Raw genomic sequence first — 17,684 nt, forward strand, 5'->3', positions numbered from 1 at the left:
AACTAAGACAAAGAGATATATTTCACATTCTGAATTCCGTCCAGTTTACAGATCTCTTTAAACTCATCATTGGTAAGCTGTTTATCTACAATAACCGCTGTGATGGCATGAGTTCCCTTACCGGCCCGGCCAAGGCTCAACGCCCCGATGTTGATATTTTTAGCTGCAAGTGAACTAGCCACTGAGGCGAGCATACCCGGTTTATCCTGGTTCTGATACATCAGAATATCACCCTCCAGGCGGAGTTCGATACCATAGCCGTCAATTTCCACAATCCGGTAATCTTTTGGCCCAAATACAGCCGCGGAGATCTTTTTGTAGGGAGCATCCTCACCCAGTTCAATAGACACCAGATCCTTATACATCTTTCCATTACTGCTGGTTGTTTCACTGATCTTCATCCCGCGCTCTTCGGCATAGTGCCGCGCATTGATTAGGTTTACAGATTCAGAAACATATTCGGAAAGCATTCCTTTCAAAATTCCATCCGTCAAGATATCGGCAAACTTTACACAGTCGCCGGTATATTCGAATGAAAACTTATTGCTGTTGTCCGGCATGATCTGACCGGTCACTTTCCCGAGTTTTTCGGCCAATTCAACATAGGGCTGAACTTCCTTATTTGTGAGCAACGAGATCGATTTACCGTTCAGGCTGCCCTTGTAATTTTTGTTCTCCAAAGCGTCGGAAATCTGGCTGGCAATTTGGACGGCAACTTTTTCCTGAGCCTCTTCTGTAGAAGCCCCAAGATGAGGTGTACAGATTACGGCCGGATGTTCCAGGATTTTATAGAGGTCGGCTGTTGGGGGTTCGGATGAGTAGACGTCCAGGGCTACACCGGCAATGGCTCCACTTTCAATCAGTTTTGGAAGATCTTCTTCCTTGTAAATTCCACCTCTTGCACAGTTAACCAGTCTCATTCCATTTTTGATTTTATCCGAGCTTTCAAGCGAAATCATTCCGCGTGTTTTATCGGTCAGCGGAGTGTGAACCGTCAGGTAATCTACCGTGGATAAAAGCTCATCAAGGTCAAGAAGCTGCACTCCGATCGAACTCGCATGGTCTTCTGTGGTAAATGGATCGTAGGCGTAAACATCCACTCCAAAAGCTTTCATTCGGGTGGCCACTTCTGAGCCGATCTTGCCCAGCCCTACAATGCCCAGTTTTTTCCCGTGAACTTCAGTGCCCATAAAGCTTTTACGATCCCATCCACCGTCTTTGACTCGAGCGACAGACTGAGGAATATTTCTGGAGAGGGCGAGAATCATTCCACAAGTATGCTCAGCAGTTGAGATGGTGTTCCCATCCGGAGTGTTCATCACCAGAATACCTTTTGCCGTGGCCGCAGGGATGTCGATGTTATCCACGCCAACACCGGCCCGGCCGATGACTTTTAGCTTATCTGCGTGTTTAAGAAGCTCTTTTGTGATAGTCGTGCCGCTTCGCAATACAACGGCATCGTACTTTCCAATCTCATTTTTTAGCTCGTTGTCTGAGAGTTTTTCGGGAATGTGGGTTTCAACTCCTCTCTCTTTGAATATTTCTGCACAGGATGGATCAACATTGTCTAATAGTAAAGCTTTGTAGGGCATGAGAACTCTGTTTATTCGTTAAGGTCGTAATCTTTGAATTCAGTTATCAGTGATTGAATCTCTTGAACTCCTTTTCCGGTATCACCCGAACAGGGAATAACGGGGACTTCTATATTCATTTTTGAGAGAACATCATTCACTTTTTTTTCGGATTGAGTCAGTTTGTTTTTAGACAGTTTATCTGCTTTGGTGAGAAGCACAGCAAACGGTTTCTGTTTGCTGGCCATCCAATAGAAAAACTCCTGATCGAGGCCGGTTGGATTATGACGGCTGTCAACGAGATGAAAAATGAGTTTCAGCGGTTTTCTCATCAGAAGGTACTGTTTGATGTCTCGCCCCCAGCGATCGCGCTCTTTTTTAGGGACTTTGGCGAAACCAAATCCGGGCAGATCAACAATATAGATCTCATCATCAATCTTGTAGTAGTTCATCTGCTGTGTTTTTCCCGGCGTGTTACTTGTGCGGGCCAGCTTTTTCTGATTGGTGATTTTATTAATCAACGTAGACTTGCCAACATTTGAGCGTCCGGCAAAACAGAACTCAGGCAGAGACTCTTCCGGGCACTCTTTGATGGATGGCGCACTGGTGATGAACTCTGCTTTTCTGAAATTCATTAAACAATCTCGTTCTCTTCTTTTTCTACGCCAAAATCGACCGGTACCGGGTAATTGCCGGTAAAGCAAGCTGTACAGTAGTCGTGCTCGGAGTCGTTAGCTTCCTTCACGGCTTCTACTAATCCATCAGCAGAGAGATATCTTAAGCTGTCTACTCCAATCTCTTTGGCAATAGCGTCAACATCGCGGTTAAACTTGTTTGCAATCAGTTCTTCGGGGCTTGGAAAGTCCATTCCGTAAAAGCAGGGATGGGTGATTGGAGGAGAACTAACCAGGAAGTGAATTTCCAATGGATTCGCATCACGGATCATGTCCACCAGGTAGCGGGATGTGGTTCCCCGAACCACGGAGTCGTCTACAATAATGACGGGGCGTCCTTCAATCACTCCTTTTACCGTATTGAATTTCGTTCGAACTTTCTGCTCACGCGATTTTTGACCGGGTGAGATAAACGTCCGGCCAACATAGTGGTTACGGATCAGCCCAATGTCGTATTTACAATCCAATCCCGCCTTTTGATTTTCGTGAGCGTACCCGATAGCTGCCGTGTTGCTTGAGTCGGGAACCGAAATCACAATAGGTCGGCGATCTTCCGGGCTCGACTTTATCACTTCATTTAAGGGATGCTCTTTGGCAAGCTGTTTTCCAAGATTTCGGCGGATTTTGTCGACCATCTCGCCAAAAATTTTACTGTCCGGCCGGGAGAAGTAGACATACTCAAAAATACATTGACTGCTTTTAGTGCCGGATTTTGGCTCAAGATAGAGCGATTTCGGCTGTTGATTCTTTTTTGCTTCCCGGTCGATGATAACAACCTCGCCCGGCTCAACATCGCGGATATACTCTGCGCCAATAATATCAAATGCACAGGTTTCGCTGGCTACGGTATATGCTCCGTCAATTTTTCCAAGAGCAAGCGGGCGAAAACCGTTGGGATCGCGTACGGCAATCAGTTTGTCATCTGTCAAAATCACCAAGCAGTAAGCCCCTTCAATTTGCCGGAGGGCATCCATGATCTGGTCCATCTGATCCTCTTCTCTGCTGTGAGAAATCAAATGGAGGATCAGTTCGGTGTCGGACGTACTTTGAAACAGAACACCCTCATCCCTGAATCTCTCGCGCAATGTTCGTGCATTTGAGAGGTTACCGTTATGGCCGATCGCCAGATTGCCCTTGCGATAATGAACTCGAAAGGGCTGAATGTTTGCCGGATTTTTGGACGATCCACTTGTTGAATAGCGGTTATGGCCAATTGCCGAGCGACCTTTCAGCTCGCGTTGAAAGATCTTTGAGTCATCAAAAACGGAAAGCACAAGGCCAAAATCCTTGTGCATCGGCATGATGTGCCGATCTTTCTTATCATCAAAGTAGGTTGTTACAATTCCGGCCGATTCCTGTCCGCGATGTTGCAATGCGTGAAGGCCATAGTAGGTGAGGAGCGCAGCGTCTTCGTGGTCGTGAATGCCGAAAATGCCGCAGTAGTCATGAGGTTTATCGATCATGCCTGGGGTTGAGTAATCAGGGGTTATCATGAATTTAAAAGATAGGCAAAAGCGTTGTAAATAACAGATGAAAAAGGGAGATGACAGATACGTTTTTCTTTTCAGATTCGTATACTACACCTATGGAAAAATCTACATTCATACCCATTCTTAAAATCGTCTTCAGAGTCATTTTAGGCGTTTTGTTGCTAATTGCCGGCTATCTGAAAGTTCAGGATAATACAGCCCTGTTTGAATCAATTGCCTACATCACGTGGATTCCACTGTTTCTGAAGTCGGCCATTATAGACACACTTCCCTGGATTGAGATTTTAGTTGGTGGATTGCTGGTTTTTAATCTGTTGGGTAGGGTAGTCAAGCCGGCCGCACTGATGATTTATTTCAGCTTTTTTATTTTTGCAATCTACGGACTCGGAGCCGGAATCGAGGGTGATTGCGGATGTTTCGGAGATCCGGAAAGCGGATCTATCCTTGCCACTCTACTGGGAAGTGAATTTGGCTGGAAAATGGTTATTCGAAACGGCCTGTTCCTAACCATGGCTGCCGCCCTTTTTATACCGGCTGACAAGAGAACGGACTAACTATTTTTTACCGCTTACATTTACGTTAACCGGCCGCATGTCGATAGCGGTTGTCATGTCTGAGCTGAAGGTAAATCCATTTTCGATGAGCGCCTTACGGGCTTGTTCCATTGCACGGGTCCGGACCACCCCCAGGCTCAACTCCTGATCTTTGGCACTGATCCAGAAAAACGCCTGAATGTCTACAAATGAGGGATCAAATCCTTTTATTGAGGTTGATGGAGCCGGCTTTTTTAAAACTCCTTTCGTTTCAGAAATAGTCTTTAGAATAATATTCAGTGCCTTCTCTACGTCATCGTTGTAATCAATTCCAACAGTGAAATTACCCCTGCGAAGCCCATCGAGAGTGTAATTGCGAAGCGGCTTGGTGAAGAGCTGGGCGCTGGGTACAAACACATCGCTTCCGTCGGGCGTACGAATGTGTGTTTGACGAAGCTGAATACTTTTTACCCTCCCGGTAATGTTCTCCGTTTCTATGACGTCATCGGTGTTAAACGGACGGCTGAAAGCCAGGAAAAAGCCTGCAAGAAAGTTTTCACCGATATCCTTGAAAGCAAAGCCAAGCATTACGGCTGTGAGACCGCCACCGGCAACCAGGCTGGCTGCCAATGTGCTGTAGCCGATTAGGTTAAGGAAAATGATGAACGCAATAAAAATTCCGACTCCGGAGGTCAGTTTCCGAAAAAATTCGTGGTAGGTAACCGGCATATCGGTACGTTTCAAAATTCGAACGACAATGCTGGCTACAACTCGTCCGATGAGATAGATGATAAGCGCAATGGCAATTGCGATGGTCAGCCGGGGTAAAAACTCAATAAACTGGTCTATTTCAAGTAAAAATGAATCGATGAGAGATTCCAGCATGCCTGATTGATTAGGTTCGATTTTATTGGCCAAAATCTGAAACAGCTCACAAAAAACCTAATGACTGATTTTCCCGGATCGCTGAAATGTACCTCAGGGATGAACTCCACGATTATTGAGATTATCTTTCCAAAATTTGTATAAAGGCTAAAGCATGATAGCACAAAAAATAAGCCTCTGCCTGAAATCAGACAGAGGCTCAACCTTAACCATTAACATAAACCAAAATTATAACTCGAACGCCACGAAAATGTTTCGGCCCTGGCGATTCACTCTCAATAGTGCCACTTCATTTCCTTCATCAATCAAGGCTTGTACAGCGCCGTAAAATTCATCGGGTTGTGTTACCGATGTGCCGGCTACCTGTGAAATGACATCTCCTCTGCGTAAACCTTGTGAGTAGGCACCGCTAGATTCATTTATTTCACTGACGACCACACCAAAAGCCTGTGACTGAAGGTTCAGCTGCCGGCGGATGTTATCTGTCAACTCTACTACGGTAAACCCGAGCTGTTCTCTGAGTTCTTCACGATCTGAACTGCTCATCTCTTCAGCAATCTGTTCTGTATCAAGCTCACCAAGCTTAACGGTGAATTTTTTAGTTTCGCCATCACGAAATACCGTGATATCCACTTCAGTGCCGGGCTGTGAATTGGCAATGGTTACCCGGAAATCATAAAAATCGCGCACACGCTGGCCGTTCAGTTCAACAACCACGTCTCCTTCCTGAAGTCCTGCTTTTGCAGCCGGCCCATCTTCCACAACATCACCTATCACAAATCCGCGAGGATTTTCCATTCCAAGTGCTCTTGCCATGGTTCGGTCCACTTCACCGCCTAACGAAATTCCAAGATAACCGCGTGCAACTCGTCCGTCTGTGATCAGTGCTTCCATCACATTCCGGGCCATGTTGATCGGGATGGCAAAACCAAGCCCCTGATTACCGCCGCTTCGGCTGGCAATGGCGGTGTTAATTCCAATCAGTTCACCATCCACATTAATGAGCGGTCCGCCGGAATTTCCGGGGTTTATCGCTGCATCGGTCTGGATATAGTTTTCAAAATCATTAAGGCGAAGTCCGGAACGGCCGCTTGCGCTTACAATTCCCATGGATACCGAGTGTGCAAACTGGTTACCCAGCGGACTGCCAATTGCCAGAACCATCTCTCCAACCCGTAATTCATCACTGTCTCCCAATGGAATTGCACTGAGATTGTTATGATCAATTTTAAGGACGGCAATGTCGCTTGCGGGGTCTGTACCGATAATTTCGGCATCCAGTTCATCACCGTTGTAAAGCGTGATTTTAATCTTGTCCGCATTGTCAATCACGTGGTTATTGGTAATGATATAACCATCTTCCGACACAATTACACCCGAGCCGAGACCCTGACGCTGAAATTCCCTCTCCTGGTCAAACCTCGGGTCGTCAAAAAAGAATGAAAAAGGGGAGCGCTGTCGCTGACGCACAGTTTGTGTAGTGTTGATGGTTACAACTGTGGGATTGGTTCGCTCTGCGATATCAACAATTGCGCTGTTAAAATCTCTCAGACTGTTTGAGGATTGACCGGCAGTAGGCGTTGTTGTCTTAAATTCAGGAAGCTCATTGGACTCTGATCTCTGATCCGGATCATTCCCGATGTTTAAACCGATGAGGAAAAATGCCACAGCTACCGCGGCAATAATGCCTTTTGTTATTCTGTCCATAAAATTTATCTGTTATGTTTTAATTTGGCGGGCAGCCATCATTCATCCTGATAAACTGCTTTTCCGCAACCCATTGTTACATTTTTCTGCTGATTATCCGACAAATTTGATGTCAGCAAAACCGCAGATTTTCTAACATGTTGACGGCCTAATTTATTGCACAAAAAATGCCGGAGACACTTGTCAAAGGATCTCCGGCGCTAACTAACCTGCTCTCTTAGGGGACATATGAGAACAGCTCTTACTACTAACTACTTATTTAATTTTAATCTGTTTTTTCATCTTCTCTTCGCTCTTGTCGATGGTGATATTTAAGATTCCATCTTTGTACGAAGCGTTGATGCTGTCATCGTTTACATCATCAGGAAGCTGGAAGGATCGGGTGAATGTTCCGTAATGGCTTTCCACTCTGTGGTAGGTCTTGCCATCTTCCTCTTTTTCAAATTTTCGCTCTCCGCTGATTGTCAGTCGACCTTTTTCCAGATCAATCTGGATTTCGTCTTTCTTCATACCGGGAAGAGTTACATCTATAACGTATTGTTTCTCGGTTTCTGATATATCAATTTTAGGAGCGAACGAATTTTGTCGGTTTACGACTGCATCATTGAAAATTTCATCCATAATGTCTGAAAAACGTTTGCCAAAAACATCTGTTCCAGGTTGGGAATATCTTACAAGTGCCATAATGACCTCCAATTTTTAAGTTTGTGTTGTAAATCTTTTAGTTCAATTGTTCACTTATAAACGTTGCAACTGAAGTGCCAACCCATCTATTCATGTCAATTCTGACAGATTCGTAAGAGTTACTATGAAGTAGTTTCAGGACGGATGATCTGCCCGTGACCGGCTGTCATTCCTGAAAAGACAGACTGTCTTTGAGCCACTGCAATTCTGACTGACCTTCAGTATTTATTCAAGTTTTAGATATTATACCCAGGATCGACCTGCCATCTGTCGCAGGCTTTCAGCCTGATTTGGATCCGGACTATTTCTTGATGATCTTGGGTCTGTGACCCAAGTTGGGTTTTTTAAGGCTTTCAGCCTTTGTATTTTTTGCGAACGAATTGTTACCGATACCAATTTTAAATTCTCACTGTTGAATATGTTCAACGTTCGATTTTTTCCCCTTTTCGCTGTTCTTTTACTCCTCCCCGGATTGATTCCCGTCACTGCCCAGGAATCGGAAACATTCCACTACAATGTTACGGATGATCATTTTCGGCTTGAACTGGATCGAGGAGTTTATGAAATCTCATTCTACTCACCCGAAGTTGCAGAGGTGATATTCTATGAGCATGATTATACAGAATATGCCCCATCGCATGCAGTAGTGTTGGACAAGAATTTTACTTCTTTCGATGTGGATGACAGCGGTAATGATGTTGCACTGCTAACCGAAGGGCTTCACATTTTCATCGAAAGGCCCTCCGGGAAAATATCGTTTTACTACAATGGGAAAAAACTGATTGAAGAGCGAAATGGATTTCAATCTTCGGATGAAGGATTTGAAGTGGATTTCAACATCACAGAAACGGAAATTTTAATGGGTGGAGGTGCCCGGGCTTTGGGGATGGACCGGCGCGGTCATCGCCTTCAGCTTTACAATCGTGCTCACTACGGATACGAAACCCGATCTGAATTGATGAACTACACCATCCCGATGGTTCTTTCATCCAAAATGTACGCCATCCACTTTGATAATCCCACCGTCGGTTGGCTCGACCTAGATAGTCAGTTTAACAACGTGCTCTCATTCGAGGCAATTTCCGGACGACAAAGCTACCAGGTTATTGCCGGGAATCGCTGGGAAGAGATTGTTGAAAATTACACACGGCTGACCGGATTTCAGCCACTTCCACCGCGCTGGGCACTGGGGAATTTTTCAAGCCGTTTTGGGTATCGGTCACAGGAGGAAGTTCTCGAAACGGCAAGGACGTTCCGGAATGAGAATGTACCGCTCGACGCTATCATCCTAGACCTCTATTGGTTTGGCAAGGAGGTAAAAGGAACCATGGGCAATCTTGCTTTCGACCGAGACTCCTTTCCTGAACCTGAACAGATGATCGATCAACTGGAAGAGATGGATGTCAAAACCGTGCTAATCACCGAGCCGTTTGTTCTCACCACATCCGATCGATGGGATGAAGCTGTTGAAAATAATGTACTGGCAACTGACTCTCTCGGCAACCCCGCTACCTACGACTTCTTTTTTGGGAACACAGGCCTGATCGATGTTTTTAAACCGGAAGCACGCAATTGGTTCTGGAATATCTATCAGGAGTTGATTGAGATGGGAGTTCACGGTTGGTGGGGCGATCTGGGCGAGCCGGAGGTTCATCCTGATTGGGTTCAGCACGAAACCGGCAGCGCCAACGAAGTTCATAACATTTACGGCCACGAATGGGCAAAGCTTGTTCACGAGGGGTATAGAGAAAACTATCCCGATGTTCGTCCATTCAATTTGATGCGTGCCGGGTATTCGGGATCACAACGATTTGGGTTGATTCCATGGTCGGGTGATGTGAATCGTACCTGGGGCGGGCTTCAATCACAACCGGAGATTTCTCTTCAAATGGGTCTGCAGGGCTTGGCATACATGCACTCCGATTTAGGAGGTTTTGCCGGAGATCTGGTGGATGATGAAAAATATGTCCGGTGGCTTCAATATGGTGTTTTTCAGCCAATTTACCGTCCACATGCGCAGGAGAACGTTCCCTCTGAGCCGGTTTTCAGAAGCGAAAAAGCGCTGGATCTCTCACGCAAAGCGATTGAGCTGCGATACAGGCTGATGCCCTACATCTACACCCTTGCATTTGAAAATTCCACCACCGGAATGCCGCTAATGCGGCCTCTCTTTTTTGAAGAGCCGGATAACCACGAAATCTATAAAGTGGCCGGAACCTATCTCTTTGGAGATGACATACTGGTTTCACCGGTTATGGAACCCGGTAAGAAAAAACAGACGGTATGGTTTCCGGGAAAATCCAACTGGTTCGATTTTAACTCAGGTGAAAAGTTTGAAGGCGGCAGTAAGACGGAAGTAGAGGTTGCAGAAGAAACTATCCCTACGTTTGTAAGGGGGGGGACGATCATCCCGATGATAGAATTGGTGCAATCTACTGAAGACTATTCAGTAGAAACGCTCAAGCTACTTCAATTTCACGACCGTACCGTTCCGTACTACACAACATCCATTTACCATGATGACGGCTCAACCTATGACGCTTATAAAAAAGGGAAGTATGAAATGCTTCATATCTCTTCATCCAATCGGGAGGGAAAATCAGTCTTAAAGTTTATGGCGGAGGTTGGGGGAAACTTTGAGTCAGAGACGGAGCGAATTCACCTGGAATTGAGAAATGTAAAACGATCGATCAAGAGTGTCCGGTATGACGCGGAGCCCGTGGATTATAGGCTAAGTGGTGATTCTTTAAAAATTGATTCGATCTACCTTACAAATTCTCGGCATACTCTAACTATTGAGTGGGAATAAAAAAGCAGCCCGGCTCCCCATCCGAAAATCTAAAGAGCTGTATGCTCTTTTATCATTATCAGAGAGATCAATTCTTTGGTTAAATTATTGATCGGATGTACCTGTTACTCAATCGGGTCTTTTTAAAGACATTCCAAACATTGATCATACCCGGCTTTCTGTCCGTTGTAGGTCAGCGGTAATGAGCCACAAAGCACTGTGACTCGAAGGTATACGAAGTCGTCAACAAAAAAAGGCAGCACTCAAACCTCTCGGTCAAATGCTGCCTTTAAAATAGTTTGTAATTTGAAATCAAAAATTTACGATCTGTAGCTCTTATTCCACTCCCTGGCTACAAGAAATGCCATTTCGAGGCTCTGTTCGTAGTTCAATCGAGGATCACAGTAGGTTTCGTAGTTGGTGCCCAATCCGGCTTCATTCAGCCCGTTTGCTCCGCCCACGCATTCGGTTACGTTATCCCCGGTGAGCTCCAGGTGAACACCGCCCAGATAGCTGCCTTCCGCGCGATGAACGGCAAACGTCTCCTTAATTTCATCCAGGATATCATCAAACCGGCGGGTTTTTACGTTGTTCTCGGTTGCGAACGTATTCCCGTGCATCGGGTCGCAGCTCCACACGACCGGGTGACCGGCTTTCTTCACCGCTTTGATATACCTCGGCAAATGCTCCTTCACTTCATCCACACCCATCCGGGAGATCAACACAATTTTTCCGGCCTCGTGATTTGGATTGAGCTTGTCCATAATTTCGATCGTCTCATCCACATCAAACGGAGGGCCCACCTTAATTCCAATCGGATTTTCAATCCCGCGCAGATACTCCACGTGAGCTCCGTCAATCTGCTTGGTTCGGTTACCAAGCCATACCATGTGCCCGCTCAGATTGAACCACCCCGCTTTTCTCGGCACCTGACGTGTCTGGGCTGAATCGTAATAGAGATTCAGCGCTTCGTGCGAGGTGTAAATATCCACCTTATGCAGCGTACTGAACGTGTTGGGCGTGATGGTTTCCATAAAGTTGATCGCCTTATGAATCGAGTTCACCATCGCTTCGTAGTCTTTGTAATACTCGTTATTCTGCATAAAATCGAGCTCCCACTGTTCGGGATGCTGCAGATCGGCAAAGCCTTCATCAGCCAGCGCGCGAAGGAAGTTGAGCGTCAGGGCTGATTTTTCATATCCTTTAATCAGGCGCTGCGGATCGGGAGTCCGGGCCTCTTTATTCGGCTCAAAACTGTTGATCAGGTCGCCGCGGTAGTTGAGCATCTCTACGCCGTCAATCGTTTCGGAATCTTTGGACCGCGGTTTGGCGTACTGACCTGCAATTCGTCCCACCCGCAAAATTGGTGTTCCCATTTCGTGCACCAGGATAAAACTCATCTGGAGCATCACCTTCAGCATGTTCACAATCTTGGGAGCCGTGCAGGCATCAAACGTCTCGGCACAATCACCTCCCCACAGCAGAAATCCTTCACCCCGCGATACGTTCGCCAGTTTGGTTTTGAGCGCCTCGATCTCCCACGAGGTAATAAGCGGGGGCAAACTTCTAAGTTCCCGGTATGCATTCTCCAACTCTTCTGAATTGGGATAGGGCGGCAGCTGCTCAATCGGTTTGGAATTCCAGGAAAGCGGACTCCATCCGTTTTCATTCGGTTTCAGTTCGATGTTGAGCGGATTTGCAGTTTTGGGGTCGGTTGTCATTGAGTGAACATACTTGAGATTTCAAAAAGAACTCTAAAAATAAGGGGAATTCTGCGTAAAGCCTATTTTTTTGCTTCTGCTCAAATCTTAACAAACCCCGAATGTGATTCGTTTTTTATTTGTTTGATCCGTATGCCTTTCCGTTAAACGTTTCGTATTTTTGACGGTTGCCTAATTGAATTCTGAATACAGTCAGTACACTTTTGAAAAATAACATCATCATCCGCGGAGCGCGCGAACACAATCTCAAAAATTTCGACATCGACATTCCCCGGGAGCAGCTCGTGGTTTTCACCGGTCTGTCGGGATCGGGTAAATCCTCCCTCGCCTTCGATACGATTTATGCGGAAGGACAACGACGGTTTATGGAGTCGCTATCCGCCTACGCGCGTCAGTTTCTCGGCATGATGGAGCGTCCCGAAGTGGATTTTATCGACGGGCTCTCCCCTGTAATCTCCATCGATCAGAAAACAACCAACCGCAATCCGCGCTCAACGGTTGGGACCGTTACAGAAATCTATGACTTCTTGCGTCTTCTTTACGCCCGTATCGGTGTACCCTACTCCTACATCTCAGGCAACAAGATGGAGAAGCAGACATCCGACCAGATTGTACAGGCAATTATGGAACTGCCCAAGGGAACGAAAGCGTACTGCATGGCACCCGTGGTTCGCGGACGAAAAGGACACTACCGAGAGCTGTTTGAACAGATGCAGAAACAGGGATTTGTAAAAGCCCGCGTGGACGGTGAGCTGATTGACCTGGAAGGAGAGATCAAGCTGGATCGCTATAAAACACACAATGTGGAAGTTGTGGTGGATCGGTTTGTGATCTCACCAAAGAGCGAAAAACGAATATCCGATAGCGTTCACATGGCGCTGGAAATGGCCGATGGCAACCTTATTCTCGGTGTACAGGAAGATGGTGAAATTACCGATAAAGTTTTTTCAAAGCATCTTTACGACCCTGAAAGCGGTCTCTCTTACGAAGATCCCGCGCCAAATTTATTCTCATTCAACTCTCCATATGGAGCCTGCAAAGCGTGTAACGGACTTGGCTACCGGTATGATGTGAGTCGTGAGCTCGTCATTCCAAATCCGGAGCAGACCATCGCCGAGGGAGCCATTCGATTCCTCGGAGAACCACGTGATATTTTTGTATTCAAACAGCTACAAGCAGTCCTGGATTCAGTAGAACTTGATTTCCACACACCAATCAAAAACTTCCCTGAAGAAGCGCTCGACCTGCTTTTTGAAGGGGGCAGAGATCAGAAATTTAATGTGAGCTACGATTTTAAAAACAGCAATGTAACCTACAAACACTCTTATGCCGGTTTGAGGTCGATCATTCGGGACCAATATGAAGACAGCAAGTCGAATAAGCAGAGAGACAAAGCCAAGGCGTACCTCTCCAAAATTGACTGCCCGGAGTGCGGCGGCGGACGACTCAACAAAGAGGCTCTATCATACAAAATTGACGGGTTTGGCATTCAGGATCTGGTCAATCAGGACATCCGAAAACTGAGACTAACAGTTGGAAACCTGAAGCTGACTGAACGCCAGCGAAAAATTGGCCAACAGGTTTTAAAAGAGGTCATCGACCGGATCGATTTTCTATTGAATGTAGGACTCGATTACCTGACGCTAAACCGTGAAGCTCAAACTTTGAGTGGCGGAGAAGCGCAGCGAATCCGGCTTGCCACACAGATTGGTACACAGCTGGTCGGGGTTCTCTACATTCTGGACGAACCGAGTATTGGATTGCATCAGCGGGATAACATTAAACTGATCAAGTCTCTGGAAACGCTGCGCGATTTGGGTAACAGCGTTATTGTGGTGGAGCACGACCGGGAAACCATTGAACATGCCGACTATGTAGTTGATTTGGGCCCGGGTGCCGGAACCGAAGGCGGGCACATCGTTACGCAGGGTAAGCCCGACGAGCTCGATCCCAAAGCGATGACCACCAAATTTCTCCGGGACGAAGAGGTGATTCCCTATCCCGAAAAACGGAGGAAGGGTAGCGGTAAATCACTATCCATTCATAAAGCTCGCGGCCATAACCTGAAAAATGTAGATCTCAGCATTCCGCTTGGAAAATTTATCTGTGTAACCGGTGTGAGCGGAAGCGGTAAAAGCTCACTGATCAATCAAACACTGGTTCCGATTCTATCCAACGAATTTTATAACTCAAAGTCTGTTCCCCTTCCTTACGATCACATTGAAGGTTTGAAAAATGTAGACAAGGTGATTTCGATCGATCAAAGTCCGATTGGCCGAACTCCGCGATCCAACCCCGGAACGTATACCAAGGTGTTTGATCAAATTCGATCACTCTTCGCTGAGCTGCCAGAGTCTAAAATCCGCGGTTACGATCAGGGACGCTTCTCTTTTAATGTAAAGGGCGGCCGATGCGAAGCGTGCCGGGGAGATGGTGTTCGAAAGATTGAGATGAATTTCCTACCTGATATCTACGTGGATTGCGAAACCTGCAACGGCAAACGCTACAATCGCGAAACGCTTGAAATTCACTACAAAGGCAAAAACATTTCCGATGTGTTGCAAATGCCGATCAGCGAAGCTGAGGAGTTTTTTGATTCGGTTCCGTCCATCAAACGAAAACTGGAGACGCTGAACTCTGTCGGGCTTGGATATTTAACACTTGGCCAGTCGAGTACCACACTCAGTGGCGGGGAAGCTCAGCGAATCAAACTATCTCGCGAATTATCAAAAATCGGTACCGGCGACACGATCTACATTATGGATGAACCGACTACCGGCCTCCACTTTCAGGACGTGAGAATGCTGGTAAATGTGATCCAGAAACTGGTGGAAAAGGGAAATACCGTTATCGTGATTGAACACAACCTGGATCTGATCAAAGCGGCCGACTGGATCATTGATCTCGGACCGGAAGGCGGCGAAGGTGGCGGAGAAATAATTGCCGAAGGCACACCGGAGGAGATTGCACAGGTTGAGGAGAGCTTTACAGGGACATTTTTAAAGCAGGAGTTTGAGAGAGCAAAACCAACGGTGGGAAGTTAGCAGCTAAGAGTATTTCGGTTTTCCGCCCGTGGAGTAGTATCTGCGTTTTCCTCAAAAATTAATTTGTCAACCGCGTGCCTACTGCCTATTTTTGACAGTCTGATGAAAAAGCGGTTTACACATATTATTCGTACCACAGTCATCTCTTTTTTGATGACCGGACTGTTGGCACATTTGGTGGTCCCGTTTACGAGTCATGCTCAAAAAACGGCTTTCACACAGTGGCTCAACCAAAATGTAGCCTCAACCGGTGAAGATTCTGAAAATGAACTCCGCAGTGCGATTCTCAAATTGCCTGAGCAGGTTTCCGATTTTAGAGTTTTGGTTGAACAGGCGTCTCATCTGATCTCCAGTAACAAAGAGGATTTTCGCCTAAACCGTTCACTCCCCGAAGACAGCAGTGATCAGGTTACATCGTGGCTGGTTGGCCAATGGAATCTTTTTCAGCAGCAGCAAACCGGAACGGATGCTCTGCTGCCTGAAACTCCTGTTCCATCCCAAAAATGGATAACATCCAATAGTTTGTGTAAGCTGTTTGCAGCCGTTCAGGGGAATTTGAATACTTTTCATGATTTTGAATCAAATTTCAACTACACCTACTTTTCTCCCCGGTTTTCTATTCAGCCACTGATTAGCGGTATCAGTATTAACGCGCCGTAGATTTTTCTGCCTGGGTCGGAGCGGTTTAACCGTTTGCCAGCCTGCTATCCTATCTTTTTAAAAACTGCCCTATTCAGGGTGTTCGATTATCAATCACAAAACTTGAACGAATCATATATGAAAGGTCAAAACAACGGGTTTAAAATCGGTTCCATCGTTGTCTTTTTAGGACTGACGCTCTGGTACCTATTCCCAACTTTACAATGGAATTTAGAACAGCGCCATATGGCCGATATGACTGAATCAGAAAGGATTCAGTATCAGACCGAAAATCTTGAGAAGTTGAACAGACTTCAAGAGAAATCTCTCTCCCTCGGTCTTGACTTGCAGGGCGGGATGTATGTAACGCTGGAAATTGAGACTCCACAACTGGTATTTGAACTTGCAGGTGACTTTGCAGATCAGAATTTGAGGGAAATAATTGACGTAGCCGCTGAGCGTGCTTTCGAGCAGCGAACAGACTTTATCGACGAGTTTGTCAATGAGTTTGAGTCGCGCGATCCCGATGCGATGCTAAGTCGTTACTATCGGTCAGATGCTCAAAACATCACCCGTAGATCAACGAATGCTGAAATTACCGAGTACTTGAAAAATCAGCGGGATGAAGCGGTAACCCGCGCCATGGAGATTATCCGTTCTCGTATTGATCGTTTTGGTGTGACTGAACCGGGTATTCTTCAGCAGGGTACCAACCGGATTGTAGTTGAGCTTCCGGGTGTAGACGACGAAGAGCGTGTACGTGATCTTCTGCGGGGAACAGCGCGTTTGGAATTCAGAATGGTAGCTGAACCCGACGAGATCAATGCTGCAAAACAGCAGGTTGTTAACTATTTCCAGGAAAATCAGGAAGAACTTGAGGAGCTTGGCGAAGATAATTTGTTAGAAATTTTCAACCCAAATGGACGGAACCAGTACGTGTTTGGATATGCTGCCGCTCCGGATACTTCCACAGTTAATACTCTCCTAAAGAAAGAGGAGGTACAGCGACTCATTCCGCGAAACATGTCACTTATGTGGGGGGCTCAGCCATTTGCTACCGATAGCGGTCTGGAACTATTTGAGCTGATCGCCGTGCGAAGCCAGATCGAACTGACCGGTGATGTGATTGATGAAGCTCGTGTAGCTTTCGATCCAACCACCAACGCAGCCGAGGTGTCCATGACCATGAACTCTGAGGGTGCTCGCCGATGGGCGCGAATTACAGGAGCCAATATCGGCCGTCCTGTTGCTATTGCACTTGATGGATTTGTCGTGTCCTACCCAACCGTTCAAAATGCGATTAATAACGGGCGTTCTTCTATTACCGGAATTGGAGGCGTTCAGGAAGCGGAAGATTTGGTAAACATTCTGCTCTCGGGTGCCCTGCCTGCACCGCTCGATATTGTTGAGGAACGAACCGTAGGAGCGTCGCTGGGTGAGGCTTCGATTAAAGCCGGTCTCTACTCAACGCTCTTTGGGCTCACCGTGGTAGCTCTGTTTATGATTGTTTATTACCGAACCGGAGGTGCCATTGCAGACATCGCACTCATCCTGAATATCATCTTTATCCTCGGGATTTTGGCAGCCTTCCAAGCCACGTTAACCTTGCCCGGTATGGCCGGTATTGTATTGACGATTGGTATGGCGGTAGATGCCAACGTACTGATATTTGATAGAATTCGTGAAGAGATGCGAGGAGGTAAAACGCTCAGGGCTGCTATTGATAACGGGTACTCTAACGCCATGAGCGCTATTGTTGATGCGAACGTAACCACATTCTTTGTAGCAATTATCCTCTACAGTTTTGGAGTAGGGCCGATTAAGGGATTTGCCGTAACACTGATGGCAGGTATTGTAGCCTCTCTCTTTAGTGCGATTGTGATTACACGTGTGATTGTGGATTACCTGACACGCGATAAAACAGCAACCGTCAATTTCGGTTAATCAC

General features: G+C 46.4%; 12 protein-coding genes. 5 read left to right on the forward strand and 7 right to left on the reverse strand.

Going from position 1 to position 17,684, the window contains the following annotated elements; genetic code table 11:
* Nucleotides 1-2: 2 nt before the first annotated feature.
* Genes serA through purF form a run of 3 tightly spaced genes read right to left on the reverse strand, consistent with a single transcriptional unit; the run spans nucleotide 3 to nucleotide 3,708 of the window.
* A complete protein-coding gene (gene serA, locus BG260_RS03240) occupies nucleotides 3-1,592 on the reverse strand; it encodes a phosphoglycerate dehydrogenase (protein WP_069130514.1) in 1,590 nt (529 codons plus the stop codon).
* Nucleotides 1,593-1,603: 11 nt separating this feature from the next.
* A complete protein-coding gene (gene yihA / locus BG260_RS03245) occupies nucleotides 1,604-2,206 on the reverse strand; it encodes a ribosome biogenesis GTP-binding protein YihA/YsxC (protein ID WP_069130515.1) in 603 nt (200 codons plus the stop codon).
* Nucleotides 2,206-3,708 carry an amidophosphoribosyltransferase gene (gene purF / locus BG260_RS03250; RefSeq protein ID WP_069130516.1) on the reverse strand — a complete coding sequence of 501 codons (1,503 nt, stop codon included), beginning with the start codon at nucleotides 3,706-3,708 and terminating at the stop codon, nucleotides 2,206-2,208. The genes yihA and purF overlap by 1 nt, the downstream gene beginning before the upstream one ends.
* Nucleotides 3,709-3,830: 122 nt before the next feature.
* Here purF and BG260_RS03255 point away from each other — a divergent pair, with 122 nt between their 5' ends.
* Nucleotides 3,831-4,289 (forward strand): MauE/DoxX family redox-associated membrane protein, encoded by a 459-nt coding sequence (locus BG260_RS03255; RefSeq protein ID WP_176719422.1) that lies wholly within the window; start codon nucleotides 3,831-3,833, stop codon nucleotides 4,287-4,289.
* Here the strand turns inward: BG260_RS03255 and BG260_RS03260 are convergent, their stop codons facing one another.
* The 3 genes from BG260_RS03260 to BG260_RS03270 all read right to left on the reverse strand — a co-directional run bounded on the left by BG260_RS03260 (nucleotide 4,290) and on the right by BG260_RS03270 (nucleotide 7,544).
* On the reverse strand, nucleotides 4,290-5,153 hold the full coding sequence (locus BG260_RS03260) for a mechanosensitive ion channel family protein (RefSeq protein WP_069130518.1): 864 nt from the start codon (nucleotides 5,151-5,153) through the stop codon (nucleotides 4,290-4,292).
* Between the two features lie 228 nt (nucleotides 5,154-5,381).
* Nucleotides 5,382-6,860 carry a DegQ family serine endoprotease gene (locus tag BG260_RS03265; RefSeq protein ID WP_069130519.1) on the reverse strand — a complete coding sequence of 493 codons (1,479 nt, stop codon included), beginning with the start codon at nucleotides 6,858-6,860 and terminating at the stop codon, nucleotides 5,382-5,384.
* 255 nt (nucleotides 6,861-7,115) lie between these two features.
* Nucleotides 7,116-7,544: an Hsp20/alpha crystallin family protein gene (locus BG260_RS03270; RefSeq protein ID WP_069130520.1), complete on the reverse strand. Its 429-nt coding sequence runs from the start codon at nucleotides 7,542-7,544 to the stop codon at nucleotides 7,116-7,118.
* Nucleotides 7,545-7,962: 418 nt separating this feature from the next.
* Here BG260_RS03270 and BG260_RS03275 point away from each other — a divergent pair, with 418 nt between their 5' ends.
* The gene (locus tag BG260_RS03275) at nucleotides 7,963-10,353 is read left to right on the forward strand and encodes a glycoside hydrolase family 31 protein (protein WP_069130521.1); all 2,391 of its coding nucleotides are present in this window, start codon (nucleotides 7,963-7,965) and stop codon (nucleotides 10,351-10,353) included.
* Between the two features lie 299 nt (nucleotides 10,354-10,652).
* On the opposite strand, the gene BG260_RS03280 is transcribed toward BG260_RS03275, so the two are convergent.
* Complete coding sequence (locus tag BG260_RS03280) at nucleotides 10,653-12,053, reverse strand: class II 3-deoxy-7-phosphoheptulonate synthase (RefSeq protein WP_069130522.1); 1,401 nt, start codon at nucleotides 12,051-12,053, stop codon at nucleotides 10,653-10,655.
* A 203-nt stretch (nucleotides 12,054-12,256) separates the two neighbouring features.
* On the opposite strand from BG260_RS03280, the gene uvrA reads away from it, so the two are divergent.
* The 3 genes from uvrA (at nucleotide 12,257) to secD (ending at nucleotide 17,680) form a co-directional block, all read left to right on the forward strand.
* Nucleotides 12,257-15,097 (forward strand): excinuclease ABC subunit UvrA, encoded by a 2,841-nt coding sequence (gene uvrA, locus BG260_RS03285; protein ID WP_069130523.1) that lies wholly within the window; start codon nucleotides 12,257-12,259, stop codon nucleotides 15,095-15,097.
* 102 nt (nucleotides 15,098-15,199) lie between these two features.
* On the forward strand, nucleotides 15,200-15,757 hold the full coding sequence (locus BG260_RS03290; RefSeq protein WP_069130524.1) for a hypothetical protein: 558 nt from the start codon (nucleotides 15,200-15,202) through the stop codon (nucleotides 15,755-15,757).
* A 117-nt stretch (nucleotides 15,758-15,874) separates the two neighbouring features.
* On the forward strand, nucleotides 15,875-17,680 hold the full coding sequence (gene secD / locus BG260_RS03295) for a protein translocase subunit SecD (RefSeq protein ID WP_069130525.1): 1,806 nt from the start codon (nucleotides 15,875-15,877) through the stop codon (nucleotides 17,678-17,680).
* Nucleotides 17,681-17,684: the final 4 nt, after the last annotated feature.

Origin of the sequence: Rhodohalobacter halophilus (assembly GCF_001715195.1) — a bacterium.
In the GTDB taxonomy this organism is placed as follows: domain Bacteria; phylum Bacteroidota; class Rhodothermia; order Balneolales; family Balneolaceae; genus Rhodohalobacter; species Rhodohalobacter halophilus.

Excerpts from the sequence above, each read along its gene's own strand:
- serA (WP_069130514.1), bottom strand. The coding sequence starts at position 1,592 with ATGCCCTACAAAGCTTTACTATTAGACAATGTTGATCCATCCTGTGCA.
- yihA (WP_069130515.1), bottom strand. The coding sequence starts at position 2,206 with ATGAATTTCAGAAAAGCAGAGTTCATCACCAGTGCGCCATCCATCAAA.
- purF (WP_069130516.1), bottom strand. The coding sequence starts at position 3,708 with ATGATCGATAAACCTCATGACTACTGCGGCATTTTCGGCATTCACGAC.
- BG260_RS03255 (WP_176719422.1), top strand. The coding sequence starts at position 3,831 with ATGGAAAAATCTACATTCATACCCATTCTTAAAATCGTCTTCAGAGTC.
- BG260_RS03260 (WP_069130518.1), bottom strand. The coding sequence starts at position 5,153 with ATGCTGGAATCTCTCATCGATTCATTTTTACTTGAAATAGACCAGTTT.
- BG260_RS03265 (WP_069130519.1), bottom strand. The coding sequence starts at position 6,860 with ATGGACAGAATAACAAAAGGCATTATTGCCGCGGTAGCTGTGGCATTT.
- BG260_RS03270 (WP_069130520.1), bottom strand. The coding sequence starts at position 7,544 with ATGGCACTTGTAAGATATTCCCAACCTGGAACAGATGTTTTTGGCAAA.
- BG260_RS03275 (WP_069130521.1), top strand. The coding sequence starts at position 7,963 with ATGTTCAACGTTCGATTTTTTCCCCTTTTCGCTGTTCTTTTACTCCTC.
- BG260_RS03280 (WP_069130522.1), bottom strand. The coding sequence starts at position 12,053 with ATGACAACCGACCCCAAAACTGCAAATCCGCTCAACATCGAACTGAAA.
- BG260_RS03290 (WP_069130524.1), top strand. The coding sequence starts at position 15,200 with ATGAAAAAGCGGTTTACACATATTATTCGTACCACAGTCATCTCTTTT.
- secD (WP_069130525.1), top strand. The coding sequence starts at position 15,875 with ATGAAAGGTCAAAACAACGGGTTTAAAATCGGTTCCATCGTTGTCTTT.